Genomic DNA, 16395 nt, shown 5'->3' with positions numbered 1-16395 from the left:
CGGCATTTTTCAGTACCGGGGCTGCTGCGCAGCCCGACGCGGGGCAAGCCCGCTCGCCACAACAAGCCCGTCTTCACAGACAGAGCAGCGAGTTGCTTCTTAGTGCTGCAGGATTTTCTCGAGGAAGTGCTGCGCGCGTTCGGAGCGGGCGCTGATGTCGCCGAAGAACTCTTCTTTCGGGCAGTCTTCGATGATCTTGCCGGCGTCCATGAAGATCACGCGGTCGGCCACTTTGCGGGCGAAGCCCATTTCGTGGGTCACGCACATCATGGTCATGCCTTCGTGGGCCAGTTGCACCATCACGTCGAGCACTTCGTTGACCATTTCCGGGTCCAGCGCCGAGGTCGGTTCGTCGAACAGCATGACGATCGGGTCCATGGCCAGGGCGCGGGCAATCGCCACACGTTGTTGCTGGCCGCCGGAGAGCTGGCCCGGGTGCTTGTGCGCATGTGCCGACAGGCCGACGCGCTCGAGCAGTTGCAGGCCTTTCTTGGTGGCTTCTTCCTTGCTGCGGCCCAGCACCTTGATCTGCGCGATGGTCAGGTTTTCGGTGATGGTCAGGTGCGGGAACAGTTCGAAGTGCTGGAACACCATGCCGACGCGCGAGCGCAGCTGCGGCAGGTTGGTCTTCGGGTCGGCGATGGACGTGCCGTCGACCACGATGTCGCCCTTCTGAAACGGTTCCAGCGCGTTGACGCACTTGATCAGGGTGGATTTACCCGAGCCGGACGGCCCGCACACCACGATCACTTCGCCTTTTTTAACCTCGGTGCTGCAATCGGTCAGCACCTGGAAGTCGCCATACCACTTGTTGATGTTCTTGATAGAGATCATACGGCAAACCTTTTTTGCAGACGCTTGACCAGCAGCGAGGCGGAAAAGCTGATGATGAAGTAGACGACACCGGCGAAAACCAGGAACTCATTGGAGCGGCCGATGATGTCGCCGTTGGAACGGGCGGAGTTGAGGAAATCCACCAGGCCCACGGTGTAGACCAGCGAGGTGTCCTGGAACAGGATGATCGACTGTTGCAGCAGCAACGGGGTCATCTTGCGGAACGCCTGGGGCAGGATGATCAGGCGCATCGTCTGGCCGTAGGTCATGCCCATGGCCTGTGCAGCCGCCATCTGGCCCTTGGGGATCGACTGCACGCCGGCCCGCACGATTTCACAGAAGTACGCGGCTTCGAACATCATGAACGCCACGACGCAGGAGGTGAATGCGCCGATCGGGGTGTCTTCGCCGGTGATCCAGCGCAATACGAACGGCACCGCCAGGTAGAACCAGGTGATCACCAGCAGCAGCGGGATCGAGCGGAAGTAGTTCACATAAGCGCCGGCAACGCGCGACAGCAGTTTGCTGGACGACAGGCGCATCAGCGCCAGGACCGTACCCAGCGCGATACCGCCGACCACGCCCATGACCATCAACTGCAGGGTCATGACCATGCCGTTCCACAGGCCCGGGATGGCGGGGATGATGCCGCTGAAATCGAAGTCCATTATTTACCCCCCACGGAGATCAGGCCGGGCACTGCGACTTTCTTTTCGACCACGCGCATCAGCAACATCAGGCTCATGTTCAGGGTGAAGTAGATCAGCGTGGCCAGGGTGAAGGCTTCAAACAGGTTGGCCGAGAACTCGGCGGTCTGCTTGGTTTGCGCCAGCAGTTCCATCAGGCCGATCAGGGACGCCACGGAGGAGTTCTTGAAGACGTTGAGGAATTCCGAGGTAAGCGGCGGAATGATGATCCGGTAGGCCTGGGGCAGCAGCACGTTCCAGTAGATCTGCGGCAGCTTGAAGCCCATGGCGCGTGCAGCGGATTCCTGGCCGCGTGGCAGCGCCTGGATGCCGGTACGCACTTGCTCGCACACACGGGCGGCGGTGAACAGGCCCAGGCACACGACAACGCTCAGGTAGGCCGAGGTGGTCGGGTTGAGGTCCTGTTTGTACCAGTCCTGCAGGTTCTGCGGCAGCATGTCGGGTACCAGGAAGTACCAGATGAACAGCTGAACCAGCAGCGGCACGTTACGAAACAGTTCCACGTAGCAGGTCGCGATGCCCGCTACGATGCGGTTTGGCACGGTGCGCATGACGCCCAGAATGGACCCCAGCAGCAAGGCGATAATCCATGCCACGACAGCGATGGCGATGGTCCAGCCCAATCCGGCGATGTACCAGTCGAGATAAGTCTCGCTGCCCACGCCAGTGGACTTGAAGAACACGCCCCAGTCCCAGTTGTAATTCATTAGGGTCTCCCCTCGAGATCGATCGATGTACAAGCACCCGCTTGGGGAAGATCCTTTCCCGCCTGGCGATGAACGCCAGGCACACGCGATCGGCTCGAAAACCGCCAGGTCGAGTGTTCCACAATAAAGCCAGCAGGTAGTAACAGACGCCTGAGGGAGGTTGGCTCCCTCAGGAGATAAGCTTAGTCAGGTATCAGATTTTTACGTCAGGGGCTGGTTTGTCGCTTGGGTTGGCGATCAGCTCCTTCACCTTGTCGCTCATCGGGAAGTTCAGGTTCAGGCCTTTTGGTGGGATCGGGCTCTCGAACCATTTGCTGTAGATCTTGTTGATTTCGCCGGATTTGTACAGGGCAACGATGGCGTCATCTACAGCCTTCTTGAAGTCCGGGTCGCCTTTGCGAACCATACAGGCGTAGGCCTCAAAGGACTGTGGAGTACCGGTGATGACCCAGTCGTCCGGCTTCTTGGCCTTGGCTTCTTCACCGGCCAGCAGGGCGTCGTCCATCATGAACGCTACGGCGCGGCCGCTTTCCAGCATCTGGAAGGATTCGCCGTGGTCTTTGGCGGAGATGACGTTCATGCCCATCTGCTTGTCGGCGTTCATCGCCTTGATGATGCGCTCGGACGTGGTGCCAGCGGTGGTCACGACGTTCTTGCCTTTCAGGTCGGCGAAGTCGGCGTAGCTCGGCTTGCCATCCTTGTCTTTCTTGACCAGCAGACGGGTGCCGATTTCGAAGATGTTGACGGTGAAATCAACTTGTTGGGCGCGTTCGGCGTTGTTGGTGGTGGAACCGCACTCGAGGTCCGCGGTGCCGTTCTGGATCAGCGGAATACGGGTTTGCGAAGTGACCAGGTTGTACTTGGCCTTCAGGTCGGGTTTGTTCAGGTCTTTTTTCAGGGCTTCAACGATAGCCAGCTGAATGTCGTGGGAGTAGCCCACAGGTTTGCCCGAGCCATCCGCGATGTAGGAAAACGGAATGGAGCTGTCGCGGTGAGCGAGGGTGATGGTGCCGGAGTCGTTGATTTTCTTCAGTGTGCCGGTGAGTTCGGCGGCGAAAACTGGAGTGCTGATCAGAGCAGCAGCGATAGCTGCGCCCAGGATATGGGGAACGATGCGCATCAATACTTCCTCGACATTTGTTTTTTTTATGAAGCCGGCTAGACGGCTCTCTTGTACAGCGAATGCCCGTGACGGCTCCTGAGGCGTCTCAGGCAATCGTCAGGGAGTGTAGAGCATGAGTCGTGCCATACCTCGAATAAAAGGTTATATCTTTGATTTATAAGGGTATTAAATTTTTTCTTCGAGGAATTTGTCACACCGTGATCCGGCAATCCGAATAGGCTGTGGTATGGCGTTCGGAAAACCGAATAGGGCGTGTGGGATTTATCTTGCATAAAAAAGCCCCTGGGCCTTCCGGCGCAGGGGCTTTGCGGGGCGACCTGATCAGGCCGCTTCAATCTTTGCACGGGTCTGCTCGACCTTGGACAGGTAAAGTTGCACGTTGTCCTGTTCTTCCGGGGTGGTGAACAGGCCGAGCTTGGTACGGCGCCACAGCACGTCCTGGGGCTGGGTGGCCCACTCTTCGGCGCACAGGTAATCGACTTCGCGGGTGTACAGGCCACCGCCCAGGTGGTCACCCAGATCGGCCAGCGACTGCACACCTTCCAGCAGGCGCCAGGTGCGGCTGCCGTAGGTGGTGGACCAACGGCGGGCGATCTCGCTCGGTATCCAGTCGAACTTGCTACGAATGGCTTCGGCGAGGGCTTCTGGCGTCGTCATGTTTTCACCGCCCGGCAGGCTGGCGGTAGCGGTCCAGCTCGGGCGCATCTGGGTGAAGTACGGTGCCAGTTGCGCCATCGCCGATTCAGCGAGTTTGCGATAGGTGGTCAGCTTGCCGCCGAACACCGACAGGATCGGCGCTTCGCCCGTGCCACCGGACAGTGCCAGGGTGTAGTCACGGGTGATGGCCGACGGGTTGTCCGATTCGTCGTTGCACAGCGGGCGTACGCCGGAGTAGGTGTGCACGATGTCATCGCGGCTCAGTTGCTTCTTGAAGTGCGCGTTGACCACTTTCAGCATGTAGTCGGTTTCACCTTCGGTGATCGCCACTTTTGCCGGATCGCCGGTGTATTCGCGGTCGGTGGTGCCGATGATGGTCAGGTGGTTCAGGTACGGAATGGTGAAGACGATGCGCTGGTCTTCGTTCTGCAGGATATGCGCGTGGGCGCCTTCATACAGTTTCGGCACGATCAGGTGGCTGCCCTGGATCAGGCGGATGCCGTAGGGCGAATCCAGCTTCAGGTCGTCCTTGATGAACTTGGCGACCCACGGGCCGGCAGCGTTCACCAGGGCCCGGGCGCGGATCGAAAACAGGCTGCCGTCGGCGCGCTCCATGTTCATTTCCCACATGCCATTGCTGCGGTGGGCGCTGATGCAACGGGTCTGGGTGTGGATGTGTGCGCCTTTTTCGCGGGCGGCCATGGCGTTGAGCACCACGAGGCGGGCGTCATCGACCCAGCAGTCGGAGTATTCGAAACCTTGGGTGATTTCGCTTTTCAGCGGGCTGTCGGCGCCGAACTTGAGGCTTTTCGAACCGGCCAGTTTTTCGCGCTTGCCCAAGTGGTCGTACAGAAACAGGCCGGCGCGGATCATCCACGCCGGACGCAGGTGCGGGCGGTGCGGCAGCACGAAGCGCATCTGCTTGACGATGTGCGGGGCCTTGGCCAGCAGCACTTCACGTTCGGCCAGGGCTTCGCGCACCAGGCGGAATTCGTAATGTTCGAGGTAACGCAGGCCGCCGTGGATCAGCTTGCTGCTGGCGGAGGAGGTGTGGCTGGCCAGGTCGTCCTTTTCGCAAAGGAATACCGACAAACCGCGACCGGCTGCGTCTGCTGCAATACCGACGCCATTGATCCCGCCGCCGATAACGGCAACATCATAGACTTCGGCAAGCGGTGGAGCAGGCAAGGTAGAAGGGTTCATCGGCTGGCCTCGCGATCTTTTTCGTATTGGAATTCGAACATTAATGTTCATTTGCGAAAATGGTAGCGGATAAACGCGCGCGCAGCCACCTGAGTTCGATTGAAAAAACTCATCGAAGGGCGGAGAAAGGAAGATTTTTGAACATCAGCCAGTGCTGGCTGGAGAAATGGGTGGTCAGGTCAATAGCTATCGGGGGCAAGCCCCCTCCCACATTGGAATGTGATCAACCTGTGGGAGGGGGCTTGCCCCCGATGGCGTCAGTGCAGACGCTACACCACTTCCAGACGAACTTTGTGGTCATTGAGCAACTGCACCAACGCCGGCACCGGCTGCTGGTCAGTCACTAGGCAGTCCACCAAACTGATCGGCCCCAGGCGAATCATGGCATTGCGCCCGAACTTGCTGGAGTCCGCCGCCAGGATCACCTGGCGCGCATTGGCGATGATCGCCTGGGAAACCCGGACTTCCTGATAGTCAAAGTCGAGCAAGCTGCCATCTTCATCGATACCACTGATGCCCACCAAGGCAAAGTCGACCTTGAACTGGTTGATGAAATCGACACTCGCCTGACCGACCACGCCCCCGTCACGCCGCACATTGCCGCCGGTCAGCAGCACGTCGAAGTCGTCCTTGGCACTGAGCATGGTGGCGACGTTGAGGTTGTTGGTGATGATTTTCAGATGGTTGTGGTTGAGCAGCGCACGGGCGATGGATTCGGTGGTGGTGCCGATATTGATGAACAGCGAGGCGTGATCGGGGATCTGCGCGGCGATGGCTTCGCCGATGCGCTGTTTCTCGTCGCGCATCTGGTCGGCCCGCATGGCGTAGGCGGTGTTTTCGACGCTGGAGTCATAGGCCGCGCCGCCGTGGTAGCGGCGCAGCAGATTGGCGTCCGCCAGCTGGTTGATATCGCGGCGGATGGTTTGCGGGGTAACAACGAAGAGCTGCGCCATTTCCTCGATACTGACATAGCCGCGTTCGCGGACCAGTTCGAGGATTTGTTGTTGGCGGGGAGGCAGATTCATGGGGCGTCCTTTGGGCTGCCATACAAAAGTGGCCCATGATGACGCAGGAATCCGCTCCCTGCCAGTTACAACCCGACGTTGGCTTATTCAGCGCCTTCGTGCGGCTCCCAATCACGGGTGCGGCTGACAGCTTTTTGCCAGCCGGCGTAGAGTTTTTCCTTGGCGGCTTCGTCCAGTTGCGGTTCGAATTCGCGCTCGATCACCGCCTTGCCGCGCAACTCGTCCAGGCTGCCCCAGAAACCGCATGCCAGGCCGGCCAGGTAGGCGGCGCCGAGTGCGGTGGTTTCACGCATTTGTGGGCGCTCGACCTGGGTGCCGAGGATGTCGGCCTGGAATTGCATCAGGAAGTTGTTGGCCACCGCGCCGCCGTCCACACGCAGGGCCTTGAGGCGTTCGCCGGAGTCCTGTTGCATGGCGTCGAGCACGTCGCGGGTCTGGTAGGCAATCGACTCCAGGGCGGCACGAATGATGTGATCCACGCGTACGCCGCGGGTCAGGCCGAACAGTGCGCCACGGGCATACGGGTCCCAGTAGGGCGCGCCCAGGCCGGTAAACGCGGGTACCAGGTACACGCCGTTGCTGTCCTTGACCTTGCCGGCAAAGTATTCGGTGTCGTGGGCATCGTTGATGATTTTCAGCTCATCACGCAGCCACTGCACGGTGGAACCGCCGTTGAATACAGCACCTTCCAGGGCGTAGGCCACTTCGCCACGCGGACCGCAGGCGATGGTGGTGAGCATGCCGTGCTTGGACTTCACCGCTTTGTCGCCGGTGTTCATCAGCAGGAAGCAGCCGGTGCCGTAGGTGTTCTTGGCCTGGCCGGCTTCGACGCACATCTGGCCGAACAGGGCGGCCTGTTGGTCGCCGGCGATACCGCCGATGGCGATGCCGCTTTTGGTACGGCCGTAGATTTCCGAGGAGGACTTCACTTCCGGCAGCATTTCGCGCGGCACGTCGAGGATCTCCAGCATCTTCGCATCCCACTCGAGGGTGTGGATGTTGAAGAGCATGGTGCGCGAAGCGTTGGTGTAGTCGGTGACGTGGGTCTTGCCGCCGGTAAATTTCCAGATCAGCCAGCTGTCGACGGTGCCGAACAGCAGCTCGCCGTTGCGCGCACGCTCGCGGCTGCCTTCGACGTTGTCGAGGATCCACTTGAGCTTGGTGCCGGAGAAGTACGGGTCGGTGACCAGGCCGGTGGTGTCGCCGATGTATTGCTCGTGGCCGTCGCGCTTGAGCTGCTGGCAGATCTCGGTGCTGCGGCGGCACTGCCAGACGATCGCGTTGTAGATCGGGCGACCGGTGACTTTGTCCCACACCACGGTGGTTTCACGCTGGTTGGTGATACCGATGGCGGCGACCTGGTCATGGTGCAGGCCCGCTTGAGCCAGGGCCTCGACCATCACGGCGCTCTGGGTGGCGAAGATTTCCATCGGGTCATGTTCGACCCAGCCCGCCTGCGGGTAATGCTGGGCGAATTCGCGCTGGGCGGTGCAGACCACGTTGGCGTCACGATCAAAGATGATCGCCCGGGAGCTGGTGGTGCCTTGGTCAAGGGCGATGATGTAGTTCTTATTCTGAATATCGGTCATGTCGAATGCCTTGGAAAATAAGAAAGTCGGTAATCAGCCTGGGCCGTAAAAAAGGGCAGGTACGTTCAGGCTGGCGCTATCAGGAAATACGGGTCTTGCCGTTGACAGCCGTGTCAGGTGTTGCTTCAGCTATAGCAGGTGCGGCGCTCGGCAGGTGGCGGGCAATCAGCCCGCGATAGGCTGCAGCGCCGAGGCATGCGCCGACAATCGGCGCGAAAATCGGTACCAGGAAGTAAGGAATATCGCGGCCGCCAGTGAAGGCCATTTCACCCCAACCCGCAAAAAAGGTCATCAGCTTGGGCCCGAAATCCCGCGCCGGGTTCATCGCAAAGCCGGTCAACGGGCCCATGGCGCTGCCGATCACTGCGATCAGCAGGCCGATCAGCAGGGGCGCCAACGGGCCGCGTGGCAGGCCGTTGTTGTCATCGGTGAGGGCCATGATCACGCCCATCAGGATGGCGGTGATGACCATTTCCACCAGGAACGCCTGGGCGGTGCTCAGCAGCGCATGGGGGTAGGTGGAGAACACCGACGCCAATTCCAGGCTGGCCTGGGAGCCGCGCACCATATGGTGGGTTTGTTCGTAATCGAAAAACAGGTTGCTGTAGAGCGTGTATACCAAGGCCGCCGAGCAGAAGGCGCCGGCGATCTGGGCGAGAATGTAGAAGGGCAGTTTGCGCTTTTCGAAGTCGGCGAAAATGCACAGCGCGATGCTGACAGCCGGGTTGAGGTGGGCTCCGGAAATACCGGCGCTCAGGTAGATCGCCATGCTGACGCCGACCCCCCAGATGATACTGATCTCCCACAAGCCAAAGCTGGCACCCGCGACCTTGAGCGCAGCGACACATCCTGTACCGAAGAAGATCAGAAGCGCAGTCCCCAGGAATTCGGCCATGCATTGGCTCGAAAGTGAAGGCTGTTGAAGAGCAGTTGTCATGGAAAACCTCAGTTGTTGTTCTTGTCTGGCGCACAACCTCAACGGGCTGTTGCGCGATTTTCACCGTGGCAGGGATCCCCATCCCGACCATGGCTTACTGCTTTGAACGCTGCGGGTGTATTCCTACAGTATTCGGAAACGAAAAAATATAGACAAGAATGACGGCTGTCAAAGGTCGAAAGTGAACTGTCAGTCACTTTCAAACTATTGGTCTGGTGAATGATCACGCTTGTCACATTGCGCTTGTAGCACAAGAGTGTGCGGACTAGAGCGTTTTACGTGGGCTTGGCCTAGAATTGGCCATCTGTTTGCCATGCCTCGGAGATACCATGACGCCCGCATTGGACCTGTTGAAAAAAGTTCGCGCCGAACATCGAGTCCACAGTTACGAACATGACCCAAAGGCGGCGTCCTATGGGCTGGAGGCCGCGGAAAAATTGGGCCTGGACCCGGCGCAGGTGTTCAAGACCTTGCTGGCCAGCAGCGAGAAGGGCGAATTACTGGTGGCAGTGGTGCCGGTCGTCGGAAGTCTGGATCTGAAGGCCCTGGCGCACGCGGCAGGCGTCAAGAAAGTCGAAATGGCCGACCCGGCGGCCGCGCAACGCTCCACTGGCTATCTGTTGGGCGGCATCAGCCCGCTGGGTCAGAAAAAGCGTCTGCGCACGTTTATCGATGTGACGGCGCAGCCGTTCGCGACGATTTTTGTGAGCGCGGGGAGGCGCGGGTTGGAGGTTGAGCTGCCGGCGGCGGTGCTGGCTGAGCATACCCAGGCCAAGTTCGCGGAAATTGGCCGGGTATGACGGGGCTTTATACCGGGCTGTAACGCCGTACGCCGGATTCGACTGGAGGGAGGTGTGCGGCCGTGCTGCCGGACGCCTGGAACAACACCAGGTGCTCGGCGGCCACTCGAATTCCCACATCCGCACCGACCTGATGATCGGCATGGCTCGGAAAAATCGACTCCAACTGCGCGCCGGTCGGCAGTTGCAGGCGGTACAGCGTCGATGCGCCGAGGAACGTCTTGCCGACGATCCGCGCTTTCAACCCGCTGTCCGGCGCGTAGACGATGTCATCCGGGCGCAGCAACACATCCACCGCACCGCCGGTAGGCCAGGTGTAGGCGCGGTTGCCGCGCAGCTCACCCAGTTCGGTGCTGACCGATTCCGGCGAGCTCAATTGACCACGGATGAAGTAACCCTGGCCGATAAAGCTGGCGACGTAAGGTGTCTGCGGTTCGTGATAAAGGTTGTAGGGCGTGTCCCACTGCTCGAGACGGCCCTCTTTGAACACGCCGACCTGGTCGCTGACGGCGAAGGCTTCTTCCTGGTCATGGGTCACCAGGATCGCGCTGGTGCCGCGAGCCTTGAGGATGTCGCGCACTTCGTGGCTGAGCTTGCGTCGCAACTCGCCATCGAGGTTGGAGAAAGGCTCATCCAGCAACAGCAAGGCCGGTTCTGGCGCCAGGGCACGGGCGAGGGCGACGCGTTGTTGCTGGCCGCCGGATAGCTCATGAGGGAAGCGCTTGCCCAGGTTCTTCAGGTTTACCAGCTCCAGCAACTCGGCAACCACCCGGTCTTTTTGCGGGTGCTTGCGAATACCGAAGGCAATGTTGTCGGCCACGCTCAGGTGAGGAAACAGCGCGTAGTCCTGGAACACCATGCCGATGCGACGTTTCTCAGGGGCCAAGGTGAAGCCGGCACTGGAGATCACTTCGCCGGCCAGGCTGATTTCACCTTCGTGCACCGGCTCAAACCCGGCAATCGCTCGTAGCGTGGTGGTCTTGCCGCAGCCCGAGGAGCCCAGCAGGCAACCGATGTCGCCCGCATTGAGGTGCAGGTTGAGGTTCTGTACCACCCGTTGATCTTGATAGCCGCATGCCAGGTTGCGCAGGTTCAGCAGTAATGGATGGCTCATGCGTGGTGGTACGACGGTGGGACGAGGAATTCGAGCAGGGCCTTTTGTGCATGCAGGCGGTTTTCAGCCTGGTCCCAGGCGACCGAGCGAGGGTCGTCGAGCAGGTCGGTGCTGATCTCTTCGCCACGGTGGGCCGGCAGGCAATGCATGAACAGGACATCGGGCGCGGCCAGGTCGAGCAGGGCGCGGGTCACCTGATACGGGGCGAACAGGGCCAGGCGCTTGGCGGTTTCGTCTTCCTGGCCCATGGAGGTCCAGACGTCGGTGCTCACCAGGTGGGCGCCGATCACCGCGTCACGCGGATCGCGGACCAGGGTCACGCGGTCGCCGGCTTGTGCCAGGAAGCGCGCGTCAGGCTCGTAGCCTGCCGGGCAGGCCACGCGCAGTTGGAAGTCGAATTGGATGGCCGCTTCTATATAGCTGTTGCACATGTTGTTGCCGTCGCCGATCCAGGCCACGGTCTTGCCCTGGATCGAGCCACGGTGTTCAAGGAAGGTTTGCATGTCGGCCAGCAGTTGGCACGGGTGCAGGTCATCGGACAGGCCGTTGATCACCGGTACACGGGAGTTGGCGGAAAATTCGGTCACGGTGCTGTGGGCGAAGGTACGGATCATCACGGCATCGAGCATGCTCGACATCACTTTCGCGCTGTCGGCGATCGGCTCGCCACGGCCCAGTTGGGTGTCGCGCGAGGACAGGAAGATAGCCTGGCCACCGAGTTGGATCATGCCGGCTTCGAACGACACACGGGTGCGGGTCGACGACTTCTCGAAGATCATGCCGAGCACGCGGTTTTTCAAAGGCTCGAACAGTACGCCGCGGTTACGCAGGTCTTTAAGCTCAATGCCTCGACGGATCACGCTGACCAGCTCTTCGGGCGTGCAATCCATCAGGGAGAGAAAGTGCCTTGCGCTCATCATTAACTACCTTTTTGCAACAGACCGCAGATACTCAAAGCCTTGTTTGTTGTGACAACGGGCGAGACCTGCGGCGAAAGCCGCACGGGGCGACGAAATAGGGGAAGGCGCGATCTTATAATTAAATGTCGCGTCTTACCAATAGGGCTACGGTTTTTAAGGGTGTTCAAGCAGGGCGCCGAAGCGCTTTTGAAGATGAATTCCAGACAGCAGCGGGCCATTTGTACACTGGCGCCGAGACCTTTTGCAATGCGCGGAGGCGGGCGCAGACCAGGCTGCGTCGGTTTCAGAGGCTATGGGGCGGGTTTTGAAACATTTGCTCACGCTTGCTCATGGCCGGGCCTGATGCTGGTCGATTCACGTGGCGAACGTTGCTGGCGCGCCTGCCGCTCCCGGCCCATAGTGGGATCAATGCCCCTATAAAAGAGACTGGCCATGACCAAGACTCTCCATCACCGTGCCTGCCATCTGTGTGAAGCCATTTGTGGCCTGACCCTGGAAACCACCCAGGCCGACGACGGCAGCCTGGCGATCACCTCGATCAAAGGGGATCCGCTGGATACATTCAGTCGCGGGCATATCTGCCCCAAGGCTGTGGCGCTGCAGGATATCCAGAATGACCCCGACCGCCTGCACCAGCCGATGTTGCGGGTGGGCCGTGAATGGCAGCCGATTGCGTGGGAAGACGCCTTTGCGCTTGTAGCCGAGCGGCTTTCAGGGATTCAGGCGCGGCACGGGCAGAATGCAGTGGCGGTGTATCAGGGCAATCCCAGCGTGCACAACTACGGACTGATGACCCACAGCAATTACTTCCTGGGCCAGTTGAAGACGCGCAATCGGTTTTCTGCCACCTCGGTAGATCAGTTACCCCATCACCTCACCAGCTACCTCATGTACGGCCATGGCCTGCTATTGCCAATCCCGGATATAGATCACACCGACTTCATGTTGATTCTGGGCGGCAACCCACTGGCGTCCAACGGCAGCATCATGACCGTGCCTGATGTGGAGAAGCGCCTCAAGGCGATCCAGGCCCGGGGTGGCAGAGTGGTGGTGGTCGACCCACGGCGCAGCGAGACGGCGGCGATGGCCGACCAGCACCTGTTCGTGCGCCCGGGTGGTGATGCGGCATTGCTGTTCGGAGTGCTCAACACGTTGTTTAGCGAGAACCTGACCCGCACCAGCCATTTGCCGGTTGAAGGCCTTGAGCAGGTTCGTCGCGCCATCGCTGGCTTTACCGCCGAGGCCATGAGCCGTCAGTGTGCGGTGCCTGCCGAACAGATCCGCCAGTTGGCGCGGGACTTTGCTGCCGCCGACAAGGCGGTGTGTTACGGACGCATGGGGGTATCGACCCAGGCGTTCGGCACGCTGTGCCATTGGCTGGTGCAACTGATCAACCTGGTGACCGGCAACCTGGACCGCGTGGGGGGGGCGCTGTGCACCACGCCGGCGGTGGATCTGGTGGCATCGACTGGTGGTGGGCATTTCAATCGTTGGCAGAGCCGGGTTTCCGGGCGCCCGGAGTATGGCGGCGAGCTTCCGGTGTCAGCATTGGCCGAAGAAATGCTCACCGAAGGGGAAGGACAAATCCGTGCGTTGGTGACGGTGGCGGGCAACCCGGTGTTGTCGACGCCCAACGGCCGGCAGTTGGAACAAGCCCTCGACGGATTGGAGTTCATGGTCAGCATCGACCTTTATATCAACGAAACCACGCGCTATGCCGACCTGATCCTGCCGTCCACGTCGGCGCTGGAGAATGATCACTACGACACCACCTTCAATATGTTCGCGGTGCGCAATGTCACCCGCTTCAATCGCGCAATCCTGCCCAAGCCTGCGGGCGCGCTGCATGACTGGGAGATCTTTGTCGGACTGGCCAAGGCCTTTGCCGCACAGACGGGCGCGGCGCTCAAGCCGACCATGCCGCCTGCGCAGATGATCGACTTCGGGCTGCGTGCCGGGGTGTACGGTGATGCGTCCAGCCACAAGTTGTCGGTGGCCGTGCTGGCGGACCATCCTCATGGTGTGGACTTGGGGCCGCTGCAGCCCAATCTTGCGGCACGCTTGAAAACCGTTGATGGCAAGGTACAGGCGGCGCCGGGGGTGATCCTTGCCGACCTGGCGCGTTTTGCCGCGCAGCCAGTGCCGGCGGCCGACGAACTGCTGTTGATCGGCCGCCGTCACGTGCGCAGCAATAATTCCTGGATGCACAACTACCATCGGCTGGTGAAGGGCAAGCCACGTCATCAATTGCTCATGCACCCGGATGATCTGGCCAGTCGGCAGTTGAGCGATGGGCAGCGCGTGCGCGTGAGTTCGCGCATCGGCATGATTGAAGTGGAAGTCCTGGCCAGCCTGGACATGATGCCCGGCGTAGTCAGCCTTCCGCATGGTTGGGGCCATGGCCGTCCAGGCGTGCAGATGACAATCGCCAGCGGACAGCCGGGGGCGAGCGCCAACGATTTGACCGACGAGCGGCAGTTGGATCAGTTGTCGGGCAATGCCGCACTCAATGGCGTTCCGGTGCAGGTAGCAGCCGCCTGAGCACCACGCTGGAATTTTGCGTTACAATGCGCCACCGTGCCGACCTGTGAGTCGCAAAGTTCCAGCCGAGGTGTTCCATGGATATCATCGAAACGATCAAAGAGCAGATTGCCAACAACACCATTCTGCTTTACATGAAGGGCGCGCCTAATGCTCCTCAGTGCGGTTTCTCCGCGAAAGCTTCCCAGGCCATCATGGCGTGCGGCGAGAAATTCGCTTACGTGGATATCCTGCAAAACCCTGAAATCCGCGCCAACCTGCCGAAGTACGCCAACTGGCCGACCTTCCCACAACTGTGGGTTGCCGGTGAACTGGTCGGCGGCAGCGACATCATCGTTGAGATGGCGGCTGATGGTTCGTTGCAAACGCTGATCAAAGAAGCAGCGGCAAATGCGGCGGCCAAGACCGACGCGTGATTGGCCTGCAATAAAAAGCCCCGCTTCTCGAGAGAGAGCGGGGCTTTTTTGCTTCTACAGGAAGCGGAGTTACTCGCCCATCTGCGACTGCAGGTAGTTTTCCAGGCTGACTTTATCGATCAGGCCCAGTTGGGTTTCCAGCCAGTCGATGTGCTCTTCCTGGTCTTCCAGGATGTCTTCCAGCAGTTCGCGGCTGCCGAAGTCACCTTTGGTTTCACAGTGAGCAATGGCGGCCTTGAGGTCGCTGTGGCTCTTGCGCTCGAAACCCAGGTCGCTGCTTATCATTTCCTGGGTGTGCTCGCCGATGTTCAGCTTGCCCAGGTCCTGCACGTTCGGCAGGCCTTCCAGGAACAGGATGCGCTTGATCAGCGCGTCCGCGTCCTTCATGGCTTTGATCGATTCTTTGTATTCGCGCTTGCCCAGCTTTTCCAGGCCCCAATCGTCATACATGCGTGCATGCAGAAAGTACTGATTGATCGCGACCAGTTCATTGGCAAGGATTTTGTTGAGTTGCTGGATGACTGAGATGTCGCCTTTCATGACTGGGGTCCTGCCCTGTAATAGCTGTGTATAAAGCGGAGTTTGAGCGGCGAAATCCCTAGTGTCAAACCTAAGTTATTGAATAATAAATGAAAATTAATCGGAATAAGAATGTTTGTGTTCCGCGTCTTAGCGCTAACTTATTGAATTGCGGGCATAAAAAAACCGGACACTAAGTCCGGTTCTTTAAAACATGCCTAATCAGACGTGTGTAAATTCTGCTGAATAGGGGAGCGCAGCCTGAGCGGTCTGCAGCTGTGTCAGGGTTTCCCGTACCACTTGCTTGGCGAGGCAAGCACATTTGCCACACTGGCTGGCAACGCCGGTGGCTTCACGCACTTCCTTGTAGCTGCAGCAACCTTCATAGATTGCTTCGCGGATTTTTCCGTCGGTGACGCCAGTACAAAGGCACACATACATAAGGGAGAACCATCGCGGGTTTAAGGCTTAAGTGCGGTGGATCTTAATGTTAACGAGAATGATTGTCAAAGTAGAATCGTAGGGTATTCACTGGCACCGTGCCCGCACTGACGAACGGTTTTTTCAGTGTATGATGGTCGGTCTTCACGAAGCGTGACTGCGTCACAGGGCTGTCGCTTATAAACGGCAGACTCGAGGCCGGTCCTTTTACTTCAATCGTCACCCTTACATCAGGAGATAACCAATGAGCGTACTCGTCGGCAAACAAGCCCCGGATTTCGACGTACCTGCCGTCCTCGGCAATGGCGAAATCGTAGACAGCTTCAAACTGTCTGAAGCCATCAAAGGCAAATACGGCCTGGTGTTCTTCTACCCGCTGGACTTCACCTTCGTCTGCCCGTCGGAGCTGATCGCTCTGGACCACCGCATGGACGATTTCAAGGCGCGCAACGTTGAAGTGGTAGCCGTTTCCATCGATTCCCATTTCACCCACAACGCCTGGCGCAACACCGCCATCAATGATGGCGGCATCGGCAAAGTGAAATACACCATGGCTGCCGATATGAAGCACGACATCGCCAAGGCCTACGACGTTGAGTCCGAAGGCGGCGTGGCCTTCCGTGGCGCGTTCCTGATCGACGACAAAGGCGTGGTTCGCTCCCAGATCATCAACGACCTGCCACTGGGTCGTAACATGGAAGAGCTGATCCGTCTGGTCGACGCCCTGCAATTCCACGAAGAGCACGGCGAAGTCTGCCCTGCCAACTGGAAAAAAGGCGACAAAGGCATGAACGCTTCGCCGGAAGGTGTTGCGGCTTACCTGACCGAGAACGCCGGCAAGCTGTAAGCCACGTTTGCGGCA

At 59.5% G+C, this 16395-nt stretch carries 16 protein-coding genes; 4 read left to right on the top strand and 12 right to left on the bottom strand.

All coding sequences use genetic code 11. The features are described from left to right. Positions 1-99: 99 nt before the first annotated feature. From BM026_RS06485 to BM026_RS06450, 8 genes are all read right to left on the bottom strand, one after another. On the bottom strand, positions 100-834 hold the full coding sequence (locus BM026_RS06485; protein WP_025856887.1) for an amino acid ABC transporter ATP-binding protein: 735 nt from the start codon (positions 832-834) through the stop codon (positions 100-102). Continuing rightward, positions 831-1502, bottom strand: coding sequence for an amino acid ABC transporter permease (locus tag BM026_RS06480; RefSeq protein ID WP_071488704.1), 672 nt, complete (start codon positions 1500-1502; stop codon positions 831-833). Before BM026_RS06480 ends, BM026_RS06485 begins: the two co-directional genes overlap by 4 nt. Next, on the bottom strand, positions 1502-2248 hold the full coding sequence (locus BM026_RS06475; protein ID WP_071488705.1) for an amino acid ABC transporter permease: 747 nt from the start codon (positions 2246-2248) through the stop codon (positions 1502-1504). Before BM026_RS06475 ends, BM026_RS06480 begins: the two co-directional genes overlap by 1 nt. A 193-nt stretch (positions 2249-2441) precedes the next feature. Beyond that, the gene (locus BM026_RS06470; RefSeq protein WP_058423787.1) at positions 2442-3368 is read right to left on the bottom strand and encodes a glutamate/aspartate ABC transporter substrate-binding protein; all 927 of its coding nucleotides are present in this window, start codon (positions 3366-3368) and stop codon (positions 2442-2444) included. A gap of 324 nt (positions 3369-3692) precedes the next feature. After that, the gene (gene glpD / locus BM026_RS06465; RefSeq protein WP_093527704.1) at positions 3693-5231 is read right to left on the bottom strand and encodes a glycerol-3-phosphate dehydrogenase; all 1539 of its coding nucleotides are present in this window, start codon (positions 5229-5231) and stop codon (positions 3693-3695) included. Positions 5232-5500: 269 nt separating this feature from the next. Continuing rightward, complete coding sequence (locus BM026_RS06460) at positions 5501-6256, bottom strand: DeoR/GlpR family transcriptional regulator (protein ID WP_034118315.1); 756 nt, start codon at positions 6254-6256, stop codon at positions 5501-5503. A gap of 83 nt (positions 6257-6339) precedes the next feature. Then, complete coding sequence (gene glpK, locus BM026_RS06455) at positions 6340-7845, bottom strand: glycerol kinase GlpK (RefSeq protein WP_071488708.1); 1506 nt, start codon at positions 7843-7845, stop codon at positions 6340-6342. A gap of 79 nt (positions 7846-7924) precedes the next feature. Next, positions 7925-8782: an MIP/aquaporin family protein gene (locus BM026_RS06450; RefSeq protein WP_071488709.1), complete on the bottom strand. Its 858-nt coding sequence runs from the start codon at positions 8780-8782 to the stop codon at positions 7925-7927. 329 nt (positions 8783-9111) lie between these two features. On the opposite strand from BM026_RS06450, the gene ybaK reads away from it, so the two are divergent. Next, on the top strand, positions 9112-9582 hold the full coding sequence (ybaK, locus tag BM026_RS06445; protein WP_071488710.1) for a Cys-tRNA(Pro) deacylase: 471 nt from the start codon (positions 9112-9114) through the stop codon (positions 9580-9582). Between the two features lie 7 nt (positions 9583-9589). Here the strand turns inward: ybaK and BM026_RS06440 are convergent, their stop codons facing one another. After that, the gene (locus BM026_RS06440) at positions 9590-10696 is read right to left on the bottom strand and encodes an ABC transporter ATP-binding protein (protein WP_071488711.1); all 1107 of its coding nucleotides are present in this window, start codon (positions 10694-10696) and stop codon (positions 9590-9592) included. Beyond that, positions 10693-11613 (bottom strand): ornithine carbamoyltransferase, encoded by a 921-nt coding sequence (gene argF / locus BM026_RS06435; RefSeq protein WP_093527702.1) that lies wholly within the window; start codon positions 11611-11613, stop codon positions 10693-10695. Before argF ends, BM026_RS06440 begins: the two co-directional genes overlap by 4 nt. A 435-nt stretch (positions 11614-12048) precedes the next feature. Between argF and BM026_RS06425 the strand changes: the two genes are divergently transcribed. Then, positions 12049-14157, top strand: a complete 2109-nt coding sequence (locus BM026_RS06425) for a molybdopterin oxidoreductase family protein (RefSeq protein WP_093527700.1) — start codon at positions 12049-12051, stop codon at positions 14155-14157. A 77-nt stretch (positions 14158-14234) separates the two neighbouring features. Continuing rightward, positions 14235-14573: a Grx4 family monothiol glutaredoxin gene (gene grxD, locus BM026_RS06420; protein ID WP_016970749.1), complete on the top strand. Its 339-nt coding sequence runs from the start codon at positions 14235-14237 to the stop codon at positions 14571-14573. A gap of 69 nt (positions 14574-14642) precedes the next feature. On the opposite strand, the gene bfr is transcribed toward grxD, so the two are convergent. Further along, positions 14643-15113, bottom strand: coding sequence for a bacterioferritin (gene bfr, locus BM026_RS06415; RefSeq protein WP_012722487.1), 471 nt, complete (start codon positions 15111-15113; stop codon positions 14643-14645). 201 nt (positions 15114-15314) lie between these two features. Then, on the bottom strand, positions 15315-15533 hold the full coding sequence (locus tag BM026_RS06410; RefSeq protein WP_093512278.1) for a bacterioferritin-associated ferredoxin: 219 nt from the start codon (positions 15531-15533) through the stop codon (positions 15315-15317). Positions 15534-15777: 244 nt separating this feature from the next. On the opposite strand from BM026_RS06410, the gene BM026_RS06405 reads away from it, so the two are divergent. Continuing rightward, entirely contained in the window at positions 15778-16380 is a 603-nt protein-coding gene (locus BM026_RS06405; RefSeq protein ID WP_003172097.1) for a peroxiredoxin, read from the top strand. Positions 16381-16395: the final 15 nt, after the last annotated feature.

Source organism: Pseudomonas sp. NFPP24 (genome assembly GCF_900112095.1).
Classification (GTDB): Bacteria; Pseudomonadota; Gammaproteobacteria; order Pseudomonadales; family Pseudomonadaceae; genus Aquipseudomonas; species Aquipseudomonas extremorientalis.
The sequence above is the reverse complement of the archived record's forward strand: the minus strand, read 5'-3'. Positions and strand labels throughout refer to the sequence as shown.

Excerpts from the sequence above, each read along its gene's own strand:
- BM026_RS06425 (WP_093527700.1), top strand. The coding sequence starts at position 12,049 with ATGACCAAGACTCTCCATCACCGTGCCTGCCATCTGTGTGAAGCCATT.
- BM026_RS06450 (WP_071488709.1), bottom strand. The coding sequence starts at position 8,782 with ATGACAACTGCTCTTCAACAGCCTTCACTTTCGAGCCAATGCATGGCC.
- BM026_RS06470 (WP_058423787.1), bottom strand. The coding sequence starts at position 3,368 with ATGCGCATCGTTCCCCATATCCTGGGCGCAGCTATCGCTGCTGCTCTG.
- BM026_RS06410 (WP_093512278.1), bottom strand. The coding sequence starts at position 15,533 with ATGTATGTGTGCCTTTGTACTGGCGTCACCGACGGAAAAATCCGCGAA.
- ybaK (WP_071488710.1), top strand. The coding sequence starts at position 9,112 with ATGACGCCCGCATTGGACCTGTTGAAAAAAGTTCGCGCCGAACATCGA.
- argF (WP_093527702.1), bottom strand. The coding sequence starts at position 11,613 with ATGAGCGCAAGGCACTTTCTCTCCCTGATGGATTGCACGCCCGAAGAG.
- BM026_RS06475 (WP_071488705.1), bottom strand. The coding sequence starts at position 2,248 with ATGAATTACAACTGGGACTGGGGCGTGTTCTTCAAGTCCACTGGCGTG.
- glpK (WP_071488708.1), bottom strand. The coding sequence starts at position 7,845 with ATGACCGATATTCAGAATAAGAACTACATCATCGCCCTTGACCAAGGC.
- BM026_RS06460 (WP_034118315.1), bottom strand. The coding sequence starts at position 6,256 with ATGAATCTGCCTCCCCGCCAACAACAAATCCTCGAACTGGTCCGCGAA.
- bfr (WP_012722487.1), bottom strand. The coding sequence starts at position 15,113 with ATGAAAGGCGACATCTCAGTCATCCAGCAACTCAACAAAATCCTTGCC.
- BM026_RS06440 (WP_071488711.1), bottom strand. The coding sequence starts at position 10,696 with ATGAGCCATCCATTACTGCTGAACCTGCGCAACCTGGCATGCGGCTAT.
- glpD (WP_093527704.1), bottom strand. The coding sequence starts at position 5,231 with ATGAACCCTTCTACCTTGCCTGCTCCACCGCTTGCCGAAGTCTATGAT.
- BM026_RS06405 (WP_003172097.1), top strand. The coding sequence starts at position 15,778 with ATGAGCGTACTCGTCGGCAAACAAGCCCCGGATTTCGACGTACCTGCC.
- BM026_RS06485 (WP_025856887.1), bottom strand. The coding sequence starts at position 834 with ATGATCTCTATCAAGAACATCAACAAGTGGTATGGCGACTTCCAGGTG.
- grxD (WP_016970749.1), top strand. The coding sequence starts at position 14,235 with ATGGATATCATCGAAACGATCAAAGAGCAGATTGCCAACAACACCATT.
- BM026_RS06480 (WP_071488704.1), bottom strand. The coding sequence starts at position 1,502 with ATGGACTTCGATTTCAGCGGCATCATCCCCGCCATCCCGGGCCTGTGG.